18 protein-coding genes and 1 tRNA gene are annotated in these 18324 nt (G+C 68.4%); 9 read left to right on the top strand and 10 right to left on the bottom strand.

The features are described 5' to 3' along the window. Positions 1-23 precede the first annotated feature (23 nt). From pilB to QM772_RS07530, 3 genes are all read right to left on the bottom strand, one after another. Complete coding sequence (gene pilB / locus QM772_RS07540) at positions 24-1763, bottom strand: type IV-A pilus assembly ATPase PilB (RefSeq protein ID WP_415135100.1); 1740 nt, start codon at positions 1761-1763, stop codon at positions 24-26. Positions 1764-1922: 159 nt separating this feature from the next. Then, a tRNA-Pro gene (locus tag QM772_RS07535) sits at positions 1923-1999 on the bottom strand. Positions 2000-2026: 27 nt separating this feature from the next. Further along, entirely contained in the window at positions 2027-2956 is a 930-nt protein-coding gene (locus QM772_RS07530) for a polyprenyl synthetase family protein (RefSeq protein WP_415139515.1), read from the bottom strand. Positions 2957-3195: 239 nt separating this feature from the next. Here QM772_RS07530 and rplU point away from each other — a divergent pair, with 239 nt between their 5' ends. The 4 genes from rplU to proB all read left to right on the top strand — a co-directional run bounded on the left by rplU (position 3196) and on the right by proB (position 6124). Beyond that, positions 3196-3516 (top strand): 50S ribosomal protein L21, encoded by a 321-nt coding sequence (rplU, locus tag QM772_RS07525; RefSeq protein ID WP_415135098.1) that lies wholly within the window; start codon positions 3196-3198, stop codon positions 3514-3516. A 13-nt stretch (positions 3517-3529) separates the two neighbouring features. Then, entirely contained in the window at positions 3530-3793 is a 264-nt protein-coding gene (gene rpmA / locus QM772_RS07520; RefSeq protein WP_415135096.1) for a 50S ribosomal protein L27, read from the top strand. 72 nt (positions 3794-3865) lie between these two features. Next, a complete protein-coding gene (gene cgtA, locus QM772_RS07515) occupies positions 3866-4927 on the top strand; it encodes an Obg family GTPase CgtA (RefSeq protein WP_415135094.1) in 1062 nt (353 codons plus the stop codon). A gap of 63 nt (positions 4928-4990) precedes the next feature. Next, positions 4991-6124 carry a glutamate 5-kinase gene (gene proB / locus QM772_RS07510; RefSeq protein WP_415135092.1) on the top strand — a complete coding sequence of 378 codons (1134 nt, stop codon included), beginning with the start codon at positions 4991-4993 and terminating at the stop codon, positions 6122-6124. Between the two features lie 16 nt (positions 6125-6140). On the opposite strand, the gene QM772_RS07505 is transcribed toward proB, so the two are convergent. Then, positions 6141-6659 carry a CNP1-like family protein gene (locus QM772_RS07505; protein ID WP_415135090.1) on the bottom strand — a complete coding sequence of 173 codons (519 nt, stop codon included), beginning with the start codon at positions 6657-6659 and terminating at the stop codon, positions 6141-6143. Further along, on the bottom strand, positions 6659-7309 hold the full coding sequence (locus QM772_RS07500) for an RNA pyrophosphohydrolase (RefSeq protein WP_415135088.1): 651 nt from the start codon (positions 7307-7309) through the stop codon (positions 6659-6661). Before QM772_RS07500 ends, QM772_RS07505 begins: the two co-directional genes overlap by 1 nt. 107 nt (positions 7310-7416) lie before the next feature. On the opposite strand from QM772_RS07500, the gene QM772_RS07495 reads away from it, so the two are divergent. Further along, entirely contained in the window at positions 7417-9171 is a 1755-nt protein-coding gene (locus QM772_RS07495; RefSeq protein ID WP_415135086.1) for a proline--tRNA ligase, read from the top strand. Between the two features lie 5 nt (positions 9172-9176). Then, positions 9177-9818, top strand: coding sequence for a lytic transglycosylase domain-containing protein (locus QM772_RS07490; protein WP_415139513.1), 642 nt, complete (start codon positions 9177-9179; stop codon positions 9816-9818). A 25-nt stretch (positions 9819-9843) separates the two neighbouring features. Here QM772_RS07490 and QM772_RS07485 read toward each other — a convergent pair whose 3' ends face one another. After that, positions 9844-11160: a hemolysin family protein gene (locus QM772_RS07485; RefSeq protein WP_415135084.1), complete on the bottom strand. Its 1317-nt coding sequence runs from the start codon at positions 11158-11160 to the stop codon at positions 9844-9846. Between the two features lie 173 nt (positions 11161-11333). Between QM772_RS07485 and QM772_RS07480 the strand changes: the two genes are divergently transcribed. Further along, positions 11334-12392 (top strand): YidB family protein, encoded by a 1059-nt coding sequence (locus tag QM772_RS07480; protein WP_415135082.1) that lies wholly within the window; start codon positions 11334-11336, stop codon positions 12390-12392. Positions 12393-12459: 67 nt separating this feature from the next. Here the strand turns inward: QM772_RS07480 and grxD are convergent, their stop codons facing one another. From grxD to QM772_RS07465, 3 genes are all read right to left on the bottom strand, one after another. Continuing rightward, entirely contained in the window at positions 12460-12786 is a 327-nt protein-coding gene (grxD, locus tag QM772_RS07475; RefSeq protein ID WP_415135080.1) for a Grx4 family monothiol glutaredoxin, read from the bottom strand. Between the two features lie 190 nt (positions 12787-12976). Further along, complete coding sequence (locus QM772_RS07470) at positions 12977-13267, bottom strand: H-NS family nucleoid-associated regulatory protein (protein WP_415135078.1); 291 nt, start codon at positions 13265-13267, stop codon at positions 12977-12979. A 75-nt stretch (positions 13268-13342) separates the two neighbouring features. Further along, positions 13343-14656: a hemolysin family protein gene (locus QM772_RS07465; protein WP_415135076.1), complete on the bottom strand. Its 1314-nt coding sequence runs from the start codon at positions 14654-14656 to the stop codon at positions 13343-13345. A gap of 36 nt (positions 14657-14692) precedes the next feature. On the opposite strand from QM772_RS07465, the gene QM772_RS07460 reads away from it, so the two are divergent. Together QM772_RS07460 and QM772_RS07455 are read left to right on the top strand one after the other, a co-directional pair. Next, entirely contained in the window at positions 14693-15535 is an 843-nt protein-coding gene (locus tag QM772_RS07460) for a symmetrical bis(5'-nucleosyl)-tetraphosphatase (RefSeq protein WP_415135074.1), read from the top strand. Continuing rightward, positions 15532-16791, top strand: coding sequence for a DUF445 domain-containing protein (locus QM772_RS07455; protein WP_415135072.1), 1260 nt, complete (start codon positions 15532-15534; stop codon positions 16789-16791). The genes QM772_RS07460 and QM772_RS07455 overlap by 4 nt, the downstream gene beginning before the upstream one ends. Positions 16792-16857: 66 nt before the next feature. Here the strand turns inward: QM772_RS07455 and QM772_RS07450 are convergent, their stop codons facing one another. Further along, entirely contained in the window at positions 16858-18291 is a 1434-nt protein-coding gene (locus QM772_RS07450; protein WP_415135070.1) for a DEAD/DEAH box helicase, read from the bottom strand. Positions 18292-18324: the final 33 nt, after the last annotated feature.

Here is an 18324-nt window from a genome sequence, read left to right as displayed (position 1 = left end):
TCTCTTTAAGTGTGCTGAGCGGACTACTGGTTGGTGACCGCGAGGACTTCCTCGAGCGAGGTGACGCCCAGCCTGACCTTGTGCAGGCCGGATTCGCGCAGGGAGCGCACGCCGTCGCGGCGGGCCTGCGCGGCGATGTCGAGCGCGCTGCCGTCGGCCAGGATGATGCGCTGGAGTTCTTCCGTGATCGGCATGACCTCGTAGATGCCGACCCGACCCTTGTAGCCGTTGTTGCAGGCATTGCAGCCGACCGGTTTGTAGGGCGTCCAGCTGCCGTCCAGATCGCTCTCGTCGAAGCCGGCTTCGGCCAGGGTCTCGCGCGGAATGTCGATCGGCGTCTTGCACTGCGGGCACAAGCGCCGCCCCAGCCGTTGCGCCGTGATCAGGATGACGCTGGAGGCGATGTTGAAGGGCGCGATGCCCATGTTGCGCATGCGCGTCAACGTGGTCGGAGCGTCGTTGGTGTGCAGCGTGGACAGCACCAGGTGGCCGGTCTGCGCGGCCTTGATGGCGATGTCGGCGGTTTCAAGGTCGCGGATCTCGCCCACCATGATGATGTCCGGATCCTGGCGCAGGAAGGCGCGCAGCGCCACGGCGAAGGTCAGGCCGGCGCGCTCGTTGACGTTGACCTGGTTGACGCCCGGCAGGTTGATTTCGGACGGGTCTTCCGCCGTGGCGATGTTGACCCCCGGCTTGTTCAGCAGGTTCAGGCAGGTGTAGAGCGACACCGTCTTGCCCGAGCCGGTCGGCCCGGTGACCAGGATCATCCCGTAGGGCCGCTGGATGGCGTCCAGCAGGCGCTCTTTCTCGATCGGCTCGTAGCCCAGCGCGTCGATGCCCAGCTTGGCGCTGCTCGGGTCGAGGATACGGATCACGATCTTCTCGCCGAACAGCGTGGGCAGCGTGCTGACGCGGAAGTCGATCACCCGGTCGGGCCCGAGCTTGAGCTTCATCCGCCCGTCTTGCGGCACGCGCTTCTCGGCGATGTCCAGGCGCGACAGCACCTTGATGCGCGAGGCGAGTTTTTCCTTGATGGCGGGCGGCGGAGAGACGATTTCCCGCAACTCGCCGTCGATCCGGAAGCGCACCCTGTAGGTGTGCTCGTACGGCTCGAAGTGCAGGTCGGAGGCGCGCATGTTGAACGCGTCGACCAGCATCTTGTGCAGGAAGCGGACGACCGGCGCGTCCTCGACGTCGGACTGCGCGGTGTCCTGCTCCTCCTGCGCCGCGGCACCAAGAGATGCCTCGTCGAACTCGAAGTCGCCGCCGACGATGTTCTCCATCGCCTCCGAGGCGGATTTCAGTGTCGTTTCCAGGAAGCGCGAGAGCTTGTCGGATTCGGCGATGACCCATTCCACGCCCATCTGGGTGGCGAACTTGACCTTTTCCGCCGCCTCGTGGTCCGACGGGTCCGCCGTGACCACCAGCAGCCTGCCATTGCGCTTGCTGAGGGCGAGCAACCGGTACTTCAGCGCCAACTTGGCGTCGATCAGGTCCCGTGGCAGGCGCTGCGGGTCCAGCGCGTCGACATCCACCAGCGGGGCGGCAAATGCCTGCGACATGGTGTAGGCCAGGTCGGCGGCCGACACGACGCCGGATTCAGTCAGTTCCGTGACGAAATTGCGCTGGCTGGCTTGCGCCTTGCGGTAGATGTCCTCGGCGGCTTTCTGCGTCAGCTTGCCGGCCATGACCAAGGCGCGACCGACGCCGGGCAGGACGGCGGCGGACATGGTGTCCTTGGACGGAGAGTCGGAAACGGCCATGGATTGCGCGATCGGTACGACAGGCAGAAATGCCTTTTCGATCATCGCTGATCAGTGAACAGATGTAAACGCCGGCTGCCGCCAGTGTGTGCATCAATCGACACATTCGGTGAGTGCCGTCACGACCTGTGGCAGGCGGCGGGCTCTGCGCGAAAAGGTTGGTCGGGGTGAGAGGATTCGAACCTCCGGCCTCTACGTCCCGAACGTAGCGCTCTACCAGGCTAAGCTACACCCCGATGGTGCCCGTGCAACCAGGGGGTGGTTCACGAACGCCGCTGCAGCAGCTGAGCCGCCAATTCTAGCAAACTGTCGGTGTACTCGTTCTTCGGCAGCAGGCGCGCGGCATCTATGGCGCGCTGGGCCTGGGCGGCGGCGGCGGCGCGCGTGCCCTCCAGAGCGCCGCTGCGCCGCACAATCTCGACAATGGCTGGCAATTCCTCGGTGCTGCCGGTTTCGATTGCGCGCCGCACGGTGGCCGCGTCGCCCGGCATCGCGGTCTGCATGGCCAGGATCAGCGGCAGCGTGGCTTTGCCTTCGCGCAAATCGTCGCCGAGGTTCTTGCCCATTTCGGCTGCGTCGCCGTCGTAGTCGAGCACGTCGTCGATGACCTGGAAGGCCGTGCCCAGGGACTGACCGTATTCGGCGCAGGCCTGCTCGATGGCGGGCGAGGCGTTCGCCAGGACCGCGCCCAGGCGGCTGCTGGCCTCGAACAGCTTGGCGGTCTTGGAGCGGATCACGCGCAGGTACGCGGCCTCGTCGAGCGAGGCGTCATGCATGTTCATGAGCTGCAGCACCTCGCCCTCGGCGATGACGTTGGTGGCGTCGGCCAGGATCTGCATCACGCGCATGCTGCCGGTCTCGACCATCATCTGGAAGGCGCGCGAGTACAGAAAGTCGCCGACCAGCACGCTGGCCGGGTTGCCGAACACTTCGTTGGCGGTCGAGCGGCCGCGGCGCAGGGTGGATTCGTCCACCACATCATCGTGCAGCAGCGTCGCCGTGTGGATGAACTCCACCACCGCCGCCAGATTGAAGCGGTGCGGGTTTTGGCAGCCCAGCGCGCCGCAGGTCAGCAGCAGCAGCACCGGCCGCAGCCGCTTGCCCCCTGCCGAAATGATGTAGCGCGCCACCTCGCCCACCAGGGGCACGCCGGATTCGAGCCGGTGCGCGATGGTGGCGTCCACTTCCCGCATGTCGGCGGAGGCAAGCCCGAGGGCGCGGCTGGTAGAGGCGGAGGGTGAGGACAAGGGCAGTATCCCGGCGATGGATCGGGTTGCCGCACCCCGGGCACGGCGCGGGGCATTATAGGTTTGCGCCTGCGGGACATCCCGCCCCGTGGGGGCTGATTTGCCAGCAGGCGCGCCGGCCGCTATAATGCGCAGTTCCCTGGAAATCCGTCCAGGGAAGCTTTTCATTGGAAAAGGGGTTTCACATGTACGCGGTCATAAAAACCGGTGGCAAGCAGTATCGCGTTGCCGCTGGCGAGAAGATCAAAGTAGAACAGATTGCTGCGGACGTGGGCCAGGAAATCACCATCGACCAGGTTCTGGCTGTCGGCAACGGCGGCGACCTGCAGATCGGTGCGCCCCTGGTCTCCGGCGCCACCGTGGTGGCCAAGGTCGTCAGCCACGGCAAGCACGACAAGGTGCGCATCTTCAAGATGCGCCGCCGCAAGCACTACCAGAAGCGCCAGGGCCACCGCCAGGGCTATACCGAACTAGAGATCGGCGCCATCAACGGCGGCGGCAGGTAAGGAGTAACACAGCATGGCACAGAAAAAAGGCGGCGGTTCCACCCGCAACGGCCGCGATTCCAAGCCCAAGATGCTGGGCGTGAAGGTGTTCGGCGGCCAGACCGTGAGCGCCGGCTCCATCATCGTGCGCCAGCGCGGCACGCGCTTCCACGCCGGCGCCAACGTGGGCGTGGGCAAGGACCATACGCTGTTCGCCCTGGTCGACGGCCAGGTCTCCTTCACCACCAAGGGTGCGCTGAACAAGCACACCGTGCAGGTGAGCCCGGCCGCGGCCTGACCCGGCAGGCGAGTCCGCTGAAGCCCCGCCTGCGCGGGGCTTCATTGTTTCCGGCCCTACACTTTCATCATCATGAAGTTCGTCGACGAAGCCTTCATCGACGTCGCGGCCGGCGACGGCGGCAACGGCTGCGTGTCGTTCCGGCACGAGAAGTACAAAGAATTCGGCGGTCCCAACGGTGGCGACGGCGGCCGGGGCGGGCACGTGTATGCCCTGGCCGACGCCAACCTGAACACGCTGGTCGATTTCCGCTATTCGCGCCGGCACGAGGCCCGGCGCGGCGAGCACGGCATGGGCTCCGACATGTTCGGCGCGGCGGGCGACGACGTCACGCTCAAGATGCCGGTCGGCACCCTCATCAGCGACGCCGAGACGGGCGAGGTGCTGTACGAGCTGCTGACGCCGGGCGAGAGGATCATGATCGCCAAGGGCGGCGACGGCGGCTTCGGCAACATGCGCTTCAAGAGCGCCATCAACCGCGCGCCGCGCCAGAAGACGCCCGGTTGGCCGGGCGAGAAGAAGAGCCTCAAGCTTGAGCTGAAGGTGTTGGCCGACGTGGGCCTGCTGGGCATGCCCAATGCCGGCAAATCGACCTTCATCGCCGCCGTCAGCAATGCGCGGCCGAAGATCGCCGACTACCCCTTCACCACGCTGCACCCCAACCTGGGCGTGGTGCGCGTGGGGCCGGAGCAGAGCTTCGTGGTGGCCGACATCCCGGGCCTCATCGAGGGCGCCAGCGAAGGCGCCGGCCTGGGCCACCAGTTCCTGCGCCACTTGCAGCGCACGCGGCTGCTGCTGCACATCGTCGATATCGCGCCGTTCGACGAGGGCGTCGATCCGGTCGCGCAGGCCAAGGCGATCGTGGCTGAGTTGAAGAAATACGACCAGACGCTGTACGACAAGCCGCGCTGGCTGGTGCTGAACAAAGTGGACATGGTGCCCGAGGACGAGCGCGCGGCCCGCGTGAAGGACTTCGTCAAGCGCTTGCGCTGGAAGGGGCCGGTGTTCGAGATATCGGCGCTTACCCGTGAGGGCTGCGAGCCGCTGGTGCAGTCGATCTTCCAGCACGTGCACGCCGAGCAGGTGGCCGCCGCGCCGGAGGAGGCGCCCGATCCGCGGTTCGCCGAGCGTTAGCCATTTGCTTCATATTTAATAGCTGCTGGCGCTTGTCCATCAAGCGTTGGAGGCCAAAAAGACATGGAAAACAACACCTCTGACGTGCTGCGCCAAGCGCGCCGCATCGTCGTCAAGGTCGGCTCCAGCCTGGTCACCAACGAGGGGCGGGGGCTCGACGAAGCGGCCATCGGGGAGTGGTGCCGCCAGCTCGCGGCGCTGGCGGGCGAGGGGCGCGAGATGGTCATGGTCTCCAGCGGCGCCATCGCGGAGGGCATGAAGCGCCTGGGCTGGGCCGCGCGCCCGCGCGAGGTGAACGAACTGCAGGCGGCGGCCGCCGTCGGCCAGATGGGCCTGGCGCAGATGTACGAGACCAAGCTTCGCGAGCACGGCCTGCGCAGCGCTCAGGTGCTGCTGACGCACGCCGACCTGGCCGACCGCGAGCGCTACCTCAACGCCCGCTCCACGCTGCTGACGCTGCTGCAATACCAGGTGCTGCCGGTCATCAACGAGAACGACACCGTGGTCACCGACGAAATCAAGGTGGGCGACAACGACACGCTGGGCGCGCTGGTGGCCAACCTGATCGAGGCCGACCTGCTGGTCATCCTGACCGACCAGAAGGGTCTCTACACCGCCGACCCGCGCAGCGCCCCGGGCGCCGAGTTCGTGCACGAAGCGCGCGCGGGCGATCTGGCGCTGGAGCGCATGGCCGGCGGCGCCGGCTCCAGCATCGGCAAGGGCGGCATGCTGACCAAGATCCTGGCGGCCAAGCGCGCGGCCGGCTCGGGCGCGTCCACCGTCATCGCCTGGGGGCGCGAGCCGGATGCGCTGCTGCGCCTGGCGGGCGGCGAGCGCATCGGCACGCTGCTGGTGGCGCCGACGCAGAAGACGCAGGCGCGCAAGCAATGGATGATGGACCATCTGCAGTTGCGCGGCGCCCTGGTGGTGGACGACGGCGCCGCCGCCAAGCTGCGGCGCGAGGGCAAGAGCCTGCTGCCGATCGGCATGACGCAGGTCGAGGGCGTTTTTTCTCGCGGCGACGTGATCGCCATCCGCGACGGCGCGGGCGCCGAATTGGGGCGGGGCCTGGTCAACTACTCCAGCGCCGAGGCGCGCCTGCTGTGCCGCAGGCCCTCGGGCGAGATCGAGACGCTGCTCGGCTACAGCGCCGAGCCGGAGATGGTGCACCGCGACAACCTGGTGCTGGCGCGCTGAGCGCCCGTGCTCGGCCTCAGTAGTAGAGCGACCGGTTGCCGGAGCGCAGTTCGCGCACCATGTCGTCCACCGTCTGGCGCACACCGGTGCCGATGCAGATGCCGTCGCGCGCCAGGCGGTAGGGGTGCGACACCACCACGCCACTCTGCCCGCGCATGGGCTTCCAGTCGTCCTCGCCGCTGGGCGACCAGGGGTTGCCCTCGGTCTGGCGGGCGTAGACCTTGTACTCGCCCGTCGCACAGCGAATGCCCTCGTACGACGCGTTGACGGCCGACGGCCCCCGCGCCACCACCACGTAGCGCACGATGCCGGTCGCGTGGTTGATGGCGATGGTCTTGGGGTCCACGCCCATCTTCACGCTGGCGCTGCGCGGCATCTCGATCTCGATCAGCCCGCGTGAGCTGTATTCGGGCGGCGGCGGAGCCGTGTCTTCCTTCCAGTCGGCGCGGTCGAGGTCGGCGTATTGCGCCAGAGCGGGGATGGAGACAGCCAAGCATGCGCCCATCGCCAGGCGCAGCCAGCGAAGCGGCCGCATCATGATTCCTCGCGCGGCGCGTACGGTGTGCGCGGCCCGGCCTCCAGCGTGGCGCCGGGCGGCAGGTCGAACGGGCCCGGGCGGCGGGGTTCGCGCCGGTCCTGCGTGTGGATGGCGGGCAGCTCGCCCTGCTCGCGCGGACGCATGCCGCCGCGCAGGTAGCGGTTGCGATGGTCGGGCCGTGGCAGGAAGCGCGCCAGTTCCGTCAGTGCCATCTCATAGACGCCGCGCTTGAACTCCACCACCACGTCCAGCGGCACCCAGTAGTCGTTCCAGCGCCAGGCGTCGAACTCGGGGTGGCTGGTGGCGCGCAGGTTCAGGTTCCAGTCCTGCGCCATCAGTTGCAGCAGATACCAGATCTGCTTCTGGCCCTTGTAGTGGCCGCGCGCGTCGCGGCGGATGAACCGGTCTGGCACCTCGTAGCGCAACCAGTCGCGGGTTCGGGCCACGATGCGCACATGCTCCGGCTGAAGGCCGACTTCCTCGTGCAGTTCGCGGTACATGGCCTGCTCGGGGGATTCGCCCCGGTCAATGCCACCCTGCGGAAACTGCCAGGAATGGGTGCGTATGCGCTTGCCCCAAAATACCTGATTTCTCTGGTTGAGCAGGATGATGCCGACGTTCGGGCGGAAGCCTTCCCGGTCGAGCATAATCAAACCCCAAATTTTGAAAAAGTTGTGTTCATTATGCACGGCGCCCGGCGCGCGGCAAGTGGGCACGGACCCCGTGCACGGCAAGGACTTGCCGAAGCCCATCCATGAAAGCCTCCCAGTTCCTGATTTCCACCCTCAAGGAAGCCCCGGCCGACGCCGAGGTCGTCAGCCACCAGCTCATGGTGCGCGCCGGCATGGTCAAGCGCCTGTCGGCCGGCATCTACACCTACATGCCGATGGGGCTGCGCGTGATCCGCAAGGTCGAGGCCATCGTGCGCGAGGAGATGAATCGCGCCGGCGCGGTGGAATGCACGATGCCGGTGGTGCAGCCGGCCGAGCTGTGGAGCGAGAGCGGCCGCTTCGACAAGATGGGGCCGGAGCTGCTGCGCCTGAAGGACCGCCACGAGCGCGACTTCGTCGTGCAGCCGACCAGCGAGGAAGTGGTGACCGACATCGCGCGGCAGGAGTTCAAAAGCTACAAGCAGCTGCCCAGGAACCTCTACCAGATCCAGACCAAGTTCCGCGACGAACGCCGCCCGCGCTTCGGCCTGATGCGTGGGCGCGAGTTCATCATGAAGGACGCCTACAGCTTCGACCGCGACGAGGCGGGCGCCAAGCGCAGCTACCAGGTCATGGCGCAGGCCTACCGCGCCATCTTCGACCGCTTCGGCCTGACGTACCGCGCCGTGGCGGCGGATTCGGGCGCGATCGGGGGTGACCTGAGCGAGGAGTTCCAGGTCATCGCCGCGACCGGCGAGGACGCCATCGTCTACTCCACCGGCAGCGACTACGCGGCGAACATGGAGAAGGCCGAGGCGCTGGCGCCGCAGGGCCCGCGCCCGGCCGCCGCGCAGGCCATGGCGAAGACGCCGACGCCCGGCAAGAGCACCTGCGCCGACGTGGCGGGGCTGCTCGGCATTCCGCTCGTCGCCACCGTCAAGTCGCTGGTGCTGGCCACCGACGAGCTGAACGAGCGCGGCGAAGTTGCCAGGACGCAGATCTGGCTGCTGCTGCTGCGCGGCGACCACGACATGAACGAGATCAAGGCCGGCAAGGTGCCAGGGCTGGGCCAGGGCTTCCGCTTCGCCACCGTGCCCGAGATCGTGGAGCACTTTGGCACCCCCCCCGGCTACCTGGGGCCCATCGGTCTGAAGAAGCCGGTGAAGATCGTCGCCGACCGCGAGGTGGCCGCCATGGCCGACTGGGTGTGCGGCGCCAACGAGGCCGACTTCCATTTCACCGGCGTCAACTGGGGGCGCGACCTGCCCGAGCCCGACCTGGTGGCCGACCTGCGCAACGTCGTCGCCGGCGACTTGGCGCCCGACGGCAGCGGCGCGCTGGCGATCGAGCGCGGCATCGAGATCGGCCACGTGTTCTACCTGGGCACCAAGTACAGCAAGGCGATGAACGCCAACTTCCTCGACGAGGACGGCAAGCCCAAGCCCTTCGAGATGGGCTGCTACGGCATCGGCATCACGCGCCTGCCGGCGGCGGCCATCGAGCAGAACCACGATGCGCGCGGCATCATCTGGCCCGACGCCATCGCGCCTTTCACGTTGGTGATCTGTCCGGTGGGCATGGACCGCAGCGAGGCCGTCAAGGCGGCCGCCGAGGGTCTGTACGCCGAGCTGCTGGCCGCCGGCGTGGACGTGATCCTGGACGACCGCGGCGAGCGTCCCGGCGCCATGTTCGCCGACTGGGAGCTGATCGGCGTGCCGCACCGCGTGACCATCGGCGACAAGAGCCTGAAGGACGGCTTGGTGGAATACCAGCACCGCCGCAGTACCGGCGACGGGGCGGCCACCAAGGTGCCGGCAGGCGAGATCGCGGCCTTCGTGAAAGGCTGCCTGGCGGCATGAGAGAGATGGTGCGGGCCGGTCGCGGCATCGCGTTGGACAGGAGAAAAAGCCTCCAACGCTTGTCCCTGCTGCCAGCGGCGCTATTGTTACCGCAGCATTCGCGGGCCGGAGGCCAACTGGAGGAGCCGCTGATCGACTCGGTGCGCACGGCCCTCAGCTCGGCCATCGCCAACAGCGCGCCGCCGGTGCCGACCTTCGCCAGCACCGAGACGCGGCTGGTCTATCTGCGCTGGCTCTCCGCCATGAGCGACCGGTTGTACCCGCGCAAGAAGGACTTCACCGAGCGCATCGACTTCCTGCAAACCGTCTGGTACGAAACCCGGCGCGCCGGGCTCGACACCTCGCTGGTGCTGGGGCTGATCCAGGTGGAGAGCGCGTTCCGCAAGTTCGCTGTTTCCAGCGTGGGCGCGCGCGGCTACATGCAGGTGATGCCGTTCTGGACCCGCGTGATCGGCGACGGCGACGCGGGCAAGCTGTTCCACATGCAGACCAACCTGCGCTTCGGCTGCGTGATCCTGCGCCACTACCTCGACCGCGAGCGGGGCGATGTGTACATGGCGCTGGGCCGCTACAACGGCTCGCGCGGCAAGCCGCAGTATCCCAACGCCGTGTTCTCGGCTCAGAGAAAATGGTTGAATACGGCCTGAACGCCCGCCAGACAAGCGCTGGCAGCTATTGATTCTGTAGTTCCGGCGGTGCGTGCGCGCCCGCCCGCGTGACCAGCACCTGGTCGATGCGGTAGTTGTCCACGTCCATCACCTCGAAGCGGTGGCCGCTCCAGACGATGCTGTCGGTGCGCCGGGGCACGCGGCGCAGCATCACCATCAGGAAGCCTGCCAGGGTGTCGTAGGCCTCGGCGCTGGGCAGCTCGTCGAGTTGGAGCGCGCGCTGCACGTCCTGCATCGGCGTGTGGCCGTCGATCAGCCACGAGCCGTCGTCGCGGCGCACGATCAGCTCCTCGTCCTCGGGCGTGACCAGCTCGCCCATCACCGTGCTCATGACATCGTTGAGCGTGACCACGCCGACCACCGTGCTGTACTCGTTGACGATCAGCGCGAAGTCCTCGTGTTGCCGGCGGAACTGCTGCAATACCTCGGACAGGCTCAAGGCGTCGGGCACCACCACCACCTTGTGCAGCAGACCCTCGTCGGTCAGGCGGATCGGCCGGCCGCTCAGCACGCGCTGGAACAGGTCTTTGGCGTCCACGTAGCCCAGCACCTTGTCCAACTCGCCGTCGCACACCGGGTAGGTGGAGAAGGGCTCGGCCGCGATCTGCGCGCGCACATCGGCGTCGCTGTCGTCCAGGCGCAGCCAGGCGATGCGGTCGCGCGGTGTCATGGCGCTGGTGACGGCGCGCGTGTCCAGCTCGAACACGTTCTCGATCACCTGCTGTTCCGGCCGGTCGATCACGCCCGCCTGCGTGCCGGCCTCGGCCAGCGCCAGGATGTCGTCGGGCGTGATGCGGTCGTCGCGCTGGCTGGGCAGGCCCAGCGCGCGCATCACCAGGTTGGTGCACTGGTTGTAGAGCCAGACGATGGGCTTGAAGGCCAGCAGCACCTTCTGCATCGGCCCCACCACGCGCAGCGCCACGCGCTCCGGCTCGGCCATGCCCAGGCGCTTGGGCACCAGGTCGGCAAACACCACGAACAGCGAGGTGACCAGCGCCACCGAGCCGGCCAACGCCAGCGGCGCGGCGCTGGCCGGCGGCAGCCAGCGCAGCAGCAGCGCCTCCAGGTAGGGGCTGAACAGGCCCTCGCCCACGATGCCGCCCAGGATGGCGATCGCGTTGACGCCGATCTGCACGGTGGTGAAGTAGTAGCCTGGCTGCTCCTGCACGTGCAGTACCTGCGAGGCGCGCGCGTCGCCCTCGTCCGCCAATTGGCGCAGGCGCAGGCGGCGCGAAGCGGCCAGCGAAATTTCCGCCAGCGAGAAGAAGGCGCTGGCGAGCACGAGCAGAAAGATGAAAAGCAGGCTTTGGCTGAAGCTCATGGGGGGCAAGTTTTCGAGCCAGTTTAAGCGCCTGGCCGCGCGGCGAGGCCTGTAGGATGGGGCTGACACCGGGCGTGCCGGGGGCGCTCCTATAATTTTCGATCAGGGTGGGCGCCGTTTTTGTGCGTGCATGCACCAACTTCCACCGCGATTGACAACAGAAGGGGATTCTCATGTTCGAGGTATTGATCCGTGAAGCCGCCGCCCGCTTCGGCCTGGGCGACAAGGCGCTGCCGCTGGTGCAGATGCTGCTGGCCTACATGACCAACAAGGAGACGGGCGGCCTGGCCGGCTTCCTGGAGAAGTTCAAGGCCGCGGGCCTGGGGCCTGTCATCCAGTCCTGGCTGGGCGGCGGGCCGGCGGCGCAGCCGGTCAGCAACAGCCAGTTGGAAACCGTGCTCGGCTCCAGCGGCGGTTTGCTGTCGCTGGTGACCTCGCGGCTCTCGCTGCCGCGCGACAACGTCACGGGCGCGCTGGGCTACCTGTTGCCCGCCGTCGTCGGCAAGCTCACGCCCGGCGGCAGCATCCCGTCCAGCCTGCCGCCGGAAATCACCAGCCTGGCCGCCGCCGGCCAGGGCCTGCTGGCCGCGCCGGCGGCCGGCTCCGTGGAAGGGGCCGCCGCGGGCGGCATCGGCAAGTGGCTGCCGTGGATCATCGTCGCGGTGGCGGCGCTGGTGGGCTTGAGCTACTGCGGCAAGAACCGCACGGCGGGCACCACAGACACCACGCCCCCGGCCGCATCGGCCCCGGCGGCCAGCGAGCCCGCGCCGTCGGCCGGCTTCGGTCCGGCGGCGCCTGCCGCGTCCGAGCCCGCGGCTTCCGCCAGCGAGGTTCTCGGCAGCGAGGCGCCTGCCGCCGGCACCGCAGCCGGCGAGCCCATCGGCCCTGCGGTGGTCGGCCTGGTGGCCGACGGCGTGCCGGCGCTCAAGGTCTACTTCGACACCGGCAAGACCGACGTGCCCGCCGAGTTCGCCGCCAAGTCCGCCGAACTGGTGGTCTACCTGAAGGCCAATACCGACGCCAAGGCCGCGATCTCCGGCTTCAACGATCCGACCGGCGATGCCGCCGCCAATGCCGAGCTGTCCAAGAAGCGTGCCCAGGCGGTGCAGGCTGCCCTGGTGGCGGAGGGCATCAGCGAGGACCGCACCGTGCTGGAAAAGCCGGCCGAGGCCAGCGGCACCGCGGCGACCAATGCCGCCTCGCGGCGTGTCGAGGTGGTGGTGCGCAAGTAAAGCGCCGCCGCCCGCCCCAACAAAAACGGACGCCTCGGCGTCCGTTTTTGTTGGGGCGGTGCTGGTTTCAGGCGGCGGCGGAGATGAGTTGCTGCAACTCGCCCGACTCATACATCTCCATCATGATGTCCGATCCGCCGATGAACTCGCCCTTGACGTACAGCTGCGGAATCGTCGGCCAGTTGCTGTATTCCTTGATGCCCTGGCGGATCGCCTCGTCTTCCAGTACGTTGACCGTGGCGAGCGCGCGCGGCTCGACGCCGCAGGCCTTGAGGATCTGCACCGCGCGGCCGGAAAAGCCGCACATCGGAAAGCTGGCGCTGCCCTTCATGAACAGCACGACGTCGTGGCCCTTCACGAGCTCGTCGATGCGCTGCCGGGTGTTCTGATCCATGGCGAAAGTCCTTTGCTTGCAATGGCGCGGATTATTCCATCATCGCCACCAAGGCGCCTCGACGGCCAGCAGAAAAAGCCCTCACGCCCCTTGCTTCGCGTAGTGCGCTGCCCCAGGGGGCGCGTTTTGCCTTGGGGCGGCCCATCAAAAAACCGCCCGCAGGCGGTTTTTTGATGGGGGCGCGGAGCTTTCAGCCGATCAGAAACTTGGTGCGGTCTTTGCCGTCGATCCACTTGGGCGCCTTGCCGCGGCCCGTCCAGGTCTGGCCGGTGGCCGGGTCGCGGTATTTGGGCGGCACTTTGGCGCCCGATTGGATGCGCGCCTTGCGGCCGGCGGGAAACACATCCTGCGCCGTCAACTGATATTCGGCGACCATTGCGCGGACCTTGGCCACAGCGTCGGCGATCTCGCGCTTGCGCGCTTCCTCGATTTGTTGGGTCAGCGCGTCGCGCTGTTTCAGCAGTTCCTGAAGACTGGACATGTTCAATGCACTCCGATTATTGAAAACGGCGCGATATTACCACCATCGCTGTTAAGTGCAATACCCGATGCTCGATTATTCGTCCTGAATGGCCGTGCCGGCCGGCGCCTTGCGCGCCCGCACGCGGTCGATGCGGCGGCCCTCCATTTCGAGCACGCCGAATATCCAGCCCGATGCCTCGATTTCGTCGCCGACCGCGGGCAGGTGGCCGGCCACCGCCAGCAGCAGGCCGGCGAGGGTGTTGTAGCGGCCTTTGTCCTCCAGCGGCAGCTGGTCGATGTCCAGGCGCGCCTTCAGTTCGCTGACCGGCATCAGGCCGTCGAGCGTCCAGGTGCCGTCCTCCAGCGGGGTGGCCCAGGCGTCGGCGTGGGCACCGGGCTTCAGTTCGCCGGTGATCGCCTCCAGTAAATCGCGCGGCGTCATCAGACCCTGCACCACGCCATATTCATCGACGATGAACATCAGGCGCGCGGATTTGTCGCGCAATTGCTCCAGCATTTCGAGTCCGCTCAGAGTTTCGGGCACGAATGCCGCCGGCGCGACATGGGCCTCCAGCCGCTCCTCGGGCTGGTCCTGGAGTTTGAGCAGCCGCGCCACGGAAATAATACCGATGACCTCATCCAGATTTTCGCGGCATACCGGATACCATGAATGCGCGTGCAACTCGCCGCGCCCGGCAACGAATTGCAGGGCCTCGGCCACCGGTTGGCCGGCCTCCAGCCATTCGATATCGCCGCGCGGCACCATCAGCGAGGTCAGCGGTCGGTCGTCCAGATGGAATACGTTGCGCACCATCTGGTGCTCGTGTTCCTCGATCAGGCCGGCGTCCACGCCTTCTTCCAGGCTGGCGGAGATTTCCTCCTCGGTCACGGCGCGGCCGTGCGACTCGTCGATGCGCAGCAGTTTCAGCGTCGCCTGCGTGCACAGCGACAGCAGCACGACGAAAGGCTTGGCGATGGTGGCCAGCCAGGCCATGGGCGGCGCCATCCAGCGCGCCACCGTCTCGGGGAACATTTGGCCGATGCGTTTGGGCACCAGTTCGCCGAAAACAATCGTGGTGAAGGTGATGATGACCACCACGATGGCCGTCGCGCTCACCGAGGCGGCGCCTTCGCTCAGCCCGTGCGTGCCCAGCCACGCGGCCACCGGCCCGCTGAACGCCGCCTCGCCGACGATGCCGTTGAGCATGCCGATCGAGGTGATGCCCACCTGCACGGTGGAGAGGAACTGCGTCGGCTGCTCCATCAGCTTGAGCGCCGCGCCGGCGCCGGCGTCGCCGCTTTCCTCCATCGCCGCCAGCCGCGCCTTGCGGGACGAGGCCAGCGCCAGTTCGGACATCGCGAACAGGCCGTTGAGCAGGGTAAGGAAGACGATCAGGATCAGGTCCATGCAGCCTGGGGCGCGCCCGGTGGAGAATTCGACACCATGGCACTCTACTTGATCGGCGACGTGCAGGGCTGTGACGCAGCCCTGGGCCGGCTGCTGGACGAGATCGCGTTCTCGCCCAGCCGCGACCGCCTGGTGCTGCTGGGCGACCTGGTCAACCGCGGCCCGCAGTCGCTGGCCGTGCTGCGGCGCCTGCTGGCGCTGGGCGACGCGGCCGCCTGCCTGCTGGGCAACCACGATCTGCACCTGCTGGCGGTGTCGCAGGGCGTGCGCCCGCTGCACCGGGGCGATACCGTGGGCGATATCCTCGATGCGCCGGACCGCGCCGCGCTGCTCGACTGGCTGCGCCACCGGCCGCTGGCACTGCACGAGCGCGGCGTGCTGATGGTGCACGCCGGCGTGCTGCCGCAGTGGACGGCGGCGCAGACGCTGCGACTGGCGGCCGAGGTCGAGGCCGTGCTGCGCGGCGCCGGCTGGGCCGCCTTCATGCAGCGGATGTACGGCAACCAGCCCGACGCGTGGCACGACGGGCTGGCGGGCGCCGAGCGCCTGCGCGTCATCGTCAACGCGCTGACGCGGCTGCGCTTTTGCAGCGCGGAGGGTCGCATGGAGTTCGCCACCAAGGACCGCGCCGCCGACGGCGCGCCGCCCGGCTACCTGCCCTGGTTCGACGTGCCCGGGCGCCGCACGGCCGGCGACGTGGTGGCGTTCGGCCACTGGTCCACGCTGGGCCGGCTGGCGCGGCCCGACCTGATCGCGCTCGACACCGGCTGCGTGTGGGGCGGCTGCCTGACGGCCGCACGCCTGGGCGCGAATCCGCGCGAGCGCGAATTCATTGAGGTGCGCTGCGAGGAGGCGCAGCGGCCCGGAGCCGGCGGATGAGCGCGCCCTTGCCGCGCGCCCGCGACGCCGCCGGCATGAAGCGGCTGGCGCTGGGCCTGCTGCTGGGGGCGGCGGCCCTCTACGCCGCCGCCACCGCGCTGGAAGCCCGCCACGCCGCCTGGGGTTACGTGGCGGCTTTCGCCGAAGCGGCGATGGTGGGCGCCGTCGCCGACTGGTTCGCCGTGGTCGCGCTGTTCCGCCACCCGCTGGGCCTGCCGATCCCGCACACGGCGATCATCCCGGCCAACAAGGACCGCATCGGCCGCAACCTGGCGGATTTCATCGCCACGCACTTTCTCGCCACCGGGCAGGTGCTGGCCAAGCTGCGCGAGTTCGACGCCGCCGGCCGCCTGGCGGCCTGGCTGGCGCGGCCGGCGAACGCCGCGCGCGTGGGCGAGCGGCTGACGGACGCCGGCCGCTGGGCCGTGGGCGCGCTGGACGACGAGCGCGTGCGCCAGTTCGTCGCCGGGCTGGCGCGGCGCGGCCTGCGGCAGGTGGAGGTCGCGCGGCTGTCGGGCCAAGTGCTGGAGGCGATGACGCACGAGCGCCGCCACCAGGAGCTGCTGGACGGCGTGCTGGTGCAACTCGCCCGGCTGCTGGGCGAGGACAGCGTGCAGGACACCATCACCGAGACGATCGCGCGCGAGGTCAAGGCGCTGAAGTACGTGGGCCTGGACCAGGTGGCCGCGCGCCTGGCCACGCGCAAGGTGGTGGCGGTGGTGGCGCGCACCATCATCGACATGGCCGACGACCCGCGGCACAGCCTGCGCCTGCGCTTCGACGACATGGTGGGCGGCTTCGTCGAGCGCCTTCAGCACGACGAGGCGCTGCGCCAGCGCGGCGAACGGCTGCGCGATGAACTGCTGGACCACCCGGCGCTGGCGCGCTACGTGAACGCGCTGTGGGCCGAGCTGCTGGACTGGCTGCGCGCCGACATGGCCAGCGAAGACTCGTCGGTGCGCCTGCGCGCCGCCCAGGCCGCGCAGGCGCTGGGCGAGCGGCTGGCGGGCGACGTGGAGATCCGCAATTGGCTCAACGGCGAGCTGGCGCGCGCCGCGCCGCCGCTGATCGAGCGCTACCGCGAGGACATCCGCAACTACATCGTGGCGCGCGTGGCGGCGTGGGACGCGCGCGAGATGACGGAGGAGCTGGAGCGGCACATCGGGCGCGACCTGCAATTCATCCGCATCAACGGCACGCTGGTGGGCGGGCTGGTGGGGCTGGCGATCCACACCGTGACGGCGTGGTGGCGCTGAAGCTATTGCTTCTCTATTGATAGCTATCTGCGCTTGCCTGGCGGGCGCTGGAGGCCAATTCGACGCTTAATCCGGTGCCTTGAACAGCGCCGCCACCTTGCGCTTGGGCTTGATGTTGGCCGACAGACCGCTGCGCGCGGGGCGCGCCTTCTGCTCCCAGGCCGGGGCTTCGGCGGGCGGCTCGGCGGGGGCTTCGTAGGGGCGATCGAAGAACGGGTCGGTGGGCGCGGGTGCGCTGCGGCGCTCGGGGTGACGGCGCTCGCCGCGCTCGCGGCGGGCGGTGTCGCGGGCGTCGCCGGTCTCCTCGCCCTGCCAGTGGCGGCGGCCGTCGTTCTGGCGGCCGCGCGGGCGCTCTTCCTCGAACTCCAGGTGCTCCAGCTCGATCTTAGTCTTGAGCAGCCTCTCCAGCTCGGCCATCTGCCGCTGGTCGCCCTTGGTGACCAGCGTCACCGCCACGCCCGACGCGCCGGCGCGGCCGGTGCGGCCGATGCGGTGCACGTAGTCCTCGGGGTTGAAGGGCACGTCGTAGTTGAAGACCGCCGGCACGTCCTTGATGTCCAGCCCGCGCGCGGCCACGTCGGTGGCCACCAGCAGGTCCACCTCGCCGCGCTTGAAGGCGTCGAGCGACTTCAGGCGCTCGTCCTGGCTCTTGTCGCCGTGCAGCGCGGTGGTCTTCAGGCCGTCGCGCTCCAGCGCGCGCGCCAGCCGCGCCGTGCCGAGCTTGCTGTTGCAGAACACGAAGGCCTGGCGCAGCTGCTTGTCCTTCAGCACCTGGCGGATGGCGCGGCGCTTGTCGTCGTCGCCCAGCAGGTAGAAGTGCTGCTCCACCGTGGAGGCGGTGGCGTTCGGGCGCGCCACCTCGATCAGCACCGGGTTTTGCAGGTAGCTCTCGGCCAGGCGCTTGATCTCGGGCGAGAAGGTGGCCGAGAAGAGCAGGGTGGTGCGCCCGCTCCTGGGCAGGTAGCTCAGGATGCGCTGCAAGTCGGGCAGAAAGCCGATGTCCAGCATGCGGTCGGCCTCGTCGAGCACCACGTATTCGACCTGGTTCAGCACCGCGGTCTTGGCCTCGATGTGGTCCAGCAGGCGGCCGGGCGTGGCCACCAGCACCTCGACGCCCTGGCGCAGCTCGGCGGTCTGGGGCTTCATGTCCATGCCGCCGAACACCACCGCGCTGCGCAGGTGGGTGTACTTGGCGTACTGCTTGACCTGGTCGGCCACCTGCACCGCCAGCTCGCGCGTGGGCAGCAGCACCAGCGCGCGCACCGGGTGGCGCGCGGGCGAGAGCGAGGGCGTCTCGTGCTTGAGCAGGCGCTGCAACAAGGGCAGCGAGAAGGCGGCGGTCTTGCCGGTGCCGGTCTGGGCAGCGCCCATCACGTCCTGGCCGGCCAGCACCACGGGGATGGCCTGGGCCTGGATCGGCGTCATGGTTTCGTAGCCCATGTCGGCCACGGCGCGCTTGAGGGGCTCGGCCAGCGCGAGGTCGGAATAGAGGGTGCTCATGTCAACTGCGTATTGTCGCACCGCAGCATGACA

It is taken from the genome of Ottowia sp. (assembly GCF_047601385.1).
Classification (GTDB): domain Bacteria; phylum Pseudomonadota; class Gammaproteobacteria; order Burkholderiales; family Burkholderiaceae_C; genus Ottowia.
This window is presented reverse-complemented; position numbering and strand designations above follow the sequence as displayed.

Coding starts and splice junctions, on each gene's coding strand:
- QM772_RS07485 (WP_415135084.1), bottom strand. CDS start 11,160: ATGAGCTTCAGCCAAAGCCTGCTTTTCATCTTTCTGCTCGTGCTCGCC.
- grxD (WP_415135080.1), bottom strand. CDS start 12,786: ATGGATCAGAACACCCGGCAGCGCATCGACGAGCTCGTGAAGGGCCAC.
- QM772_RS07455 (WP_415135072.1), top strand. CDS start 15,532: ATGAGCGCGCCCTTGCCGCGCGCCCGCGACGCCGCCGGCATGAAGCGG.
- QM772_RS07480 (WP_415135082.1), top strand. CDS start 11,334: ATGTTCGAGGTATTGATCCGTGAAGCCGCCGCCCGCTTCGGCCTGGGC.
- QM772_RS07500 (WP_415135088.1), bottom strand. CDS start 7,309: ATGCTCGACCGGGAAGGCTTCCGCCCGAACGTCGGCATCATCCTGCTC.
- QM772_RS07460 (WP_415135074.1), top strand. CDS start 14,693: ATGGCACTCTACTTGATCGGCGACGTGCAGGGCTGTGACGCAGCCCTG.
- rpmA (WP_415135096.1), top strand. CDS start 3,530: ATGGCACAGAAAAAAGGCGGCGGTTCCACCCGCAACGGCCGCGATTCC.
- QM772_RS07530 (WP_415139515.1), bottom strand. CDS start 2,956: ATGCGGGAAGTGGACGCCACCATCGCGCACCGGCTCGAATCCGGCGTG.
- proB (WP_415135092.1), top strand. CDS start 4,991: ATGGAAAACAACACCTCTGACGTGCTGCGCCAAGCGCGCCGCATCGTC.
- QM772_RS07450 (WP_415135070.1), bottom strand. CDS start 18,291: ATGAGCACCCTCTATTCCGACCTCGCGCTGGCCGAGCCCCTCAAGCGC.
- QM772_RS07490 (WP_415139513.1), top strand. CDS start 9,177: ATGGTGCGGGCCGGTCGCGGCATCGCGTTGGACAGGAGAAAAAGCCTC.
- QM772_RS07505 (WP_415135090.1), bottom strand. CDS start 6,659: ATGCGGCCGCTTCGCTGGCTGCGCCTGGCGATGGGCGCATGCTTGGCT.
- QM772_RS07495 (WP_415135086.1), top strand. CDS start 7,417: ATGAAAGCCTCCCAGTTCCTGATTTCCACCCTCAAGGAAGCCCCGGCC.
- cgtA (WP_415135094.1), top strand. CDS start 3,866: ATGAAGTTCGTCGACGAAGCCTTCATCGACGTCGCGGCCGGCGACGGC.
- QM772_RS07470 (WP_415135078.1), bottom strand. CDS start 13,267: ATGTCCAGTCTTCAGGAACTGCTGAAACAGCGCGACGCGCTGACCCAA.
- rplU (WP_415135098.1), top strand. CDS start 3,196: ATGTACGCGGTCATAAAAACCGGTGGCAAGCAGTATCGCGTTGCCGCT.
- pilB (WP_415135100.1), bottom strand. CDS start 1,763: ATGGCCGTTTCCGACTCTCCGTCCAAGGACACCATGTCCGCCGCCGTC.
- QM772_RS07465 (WP_415135076.1), bottom strand. CDS start 14,656: ATGGACCTGATCCTGATCGTCTTCCTTACCCTGCTCAACGGCCTGTTC.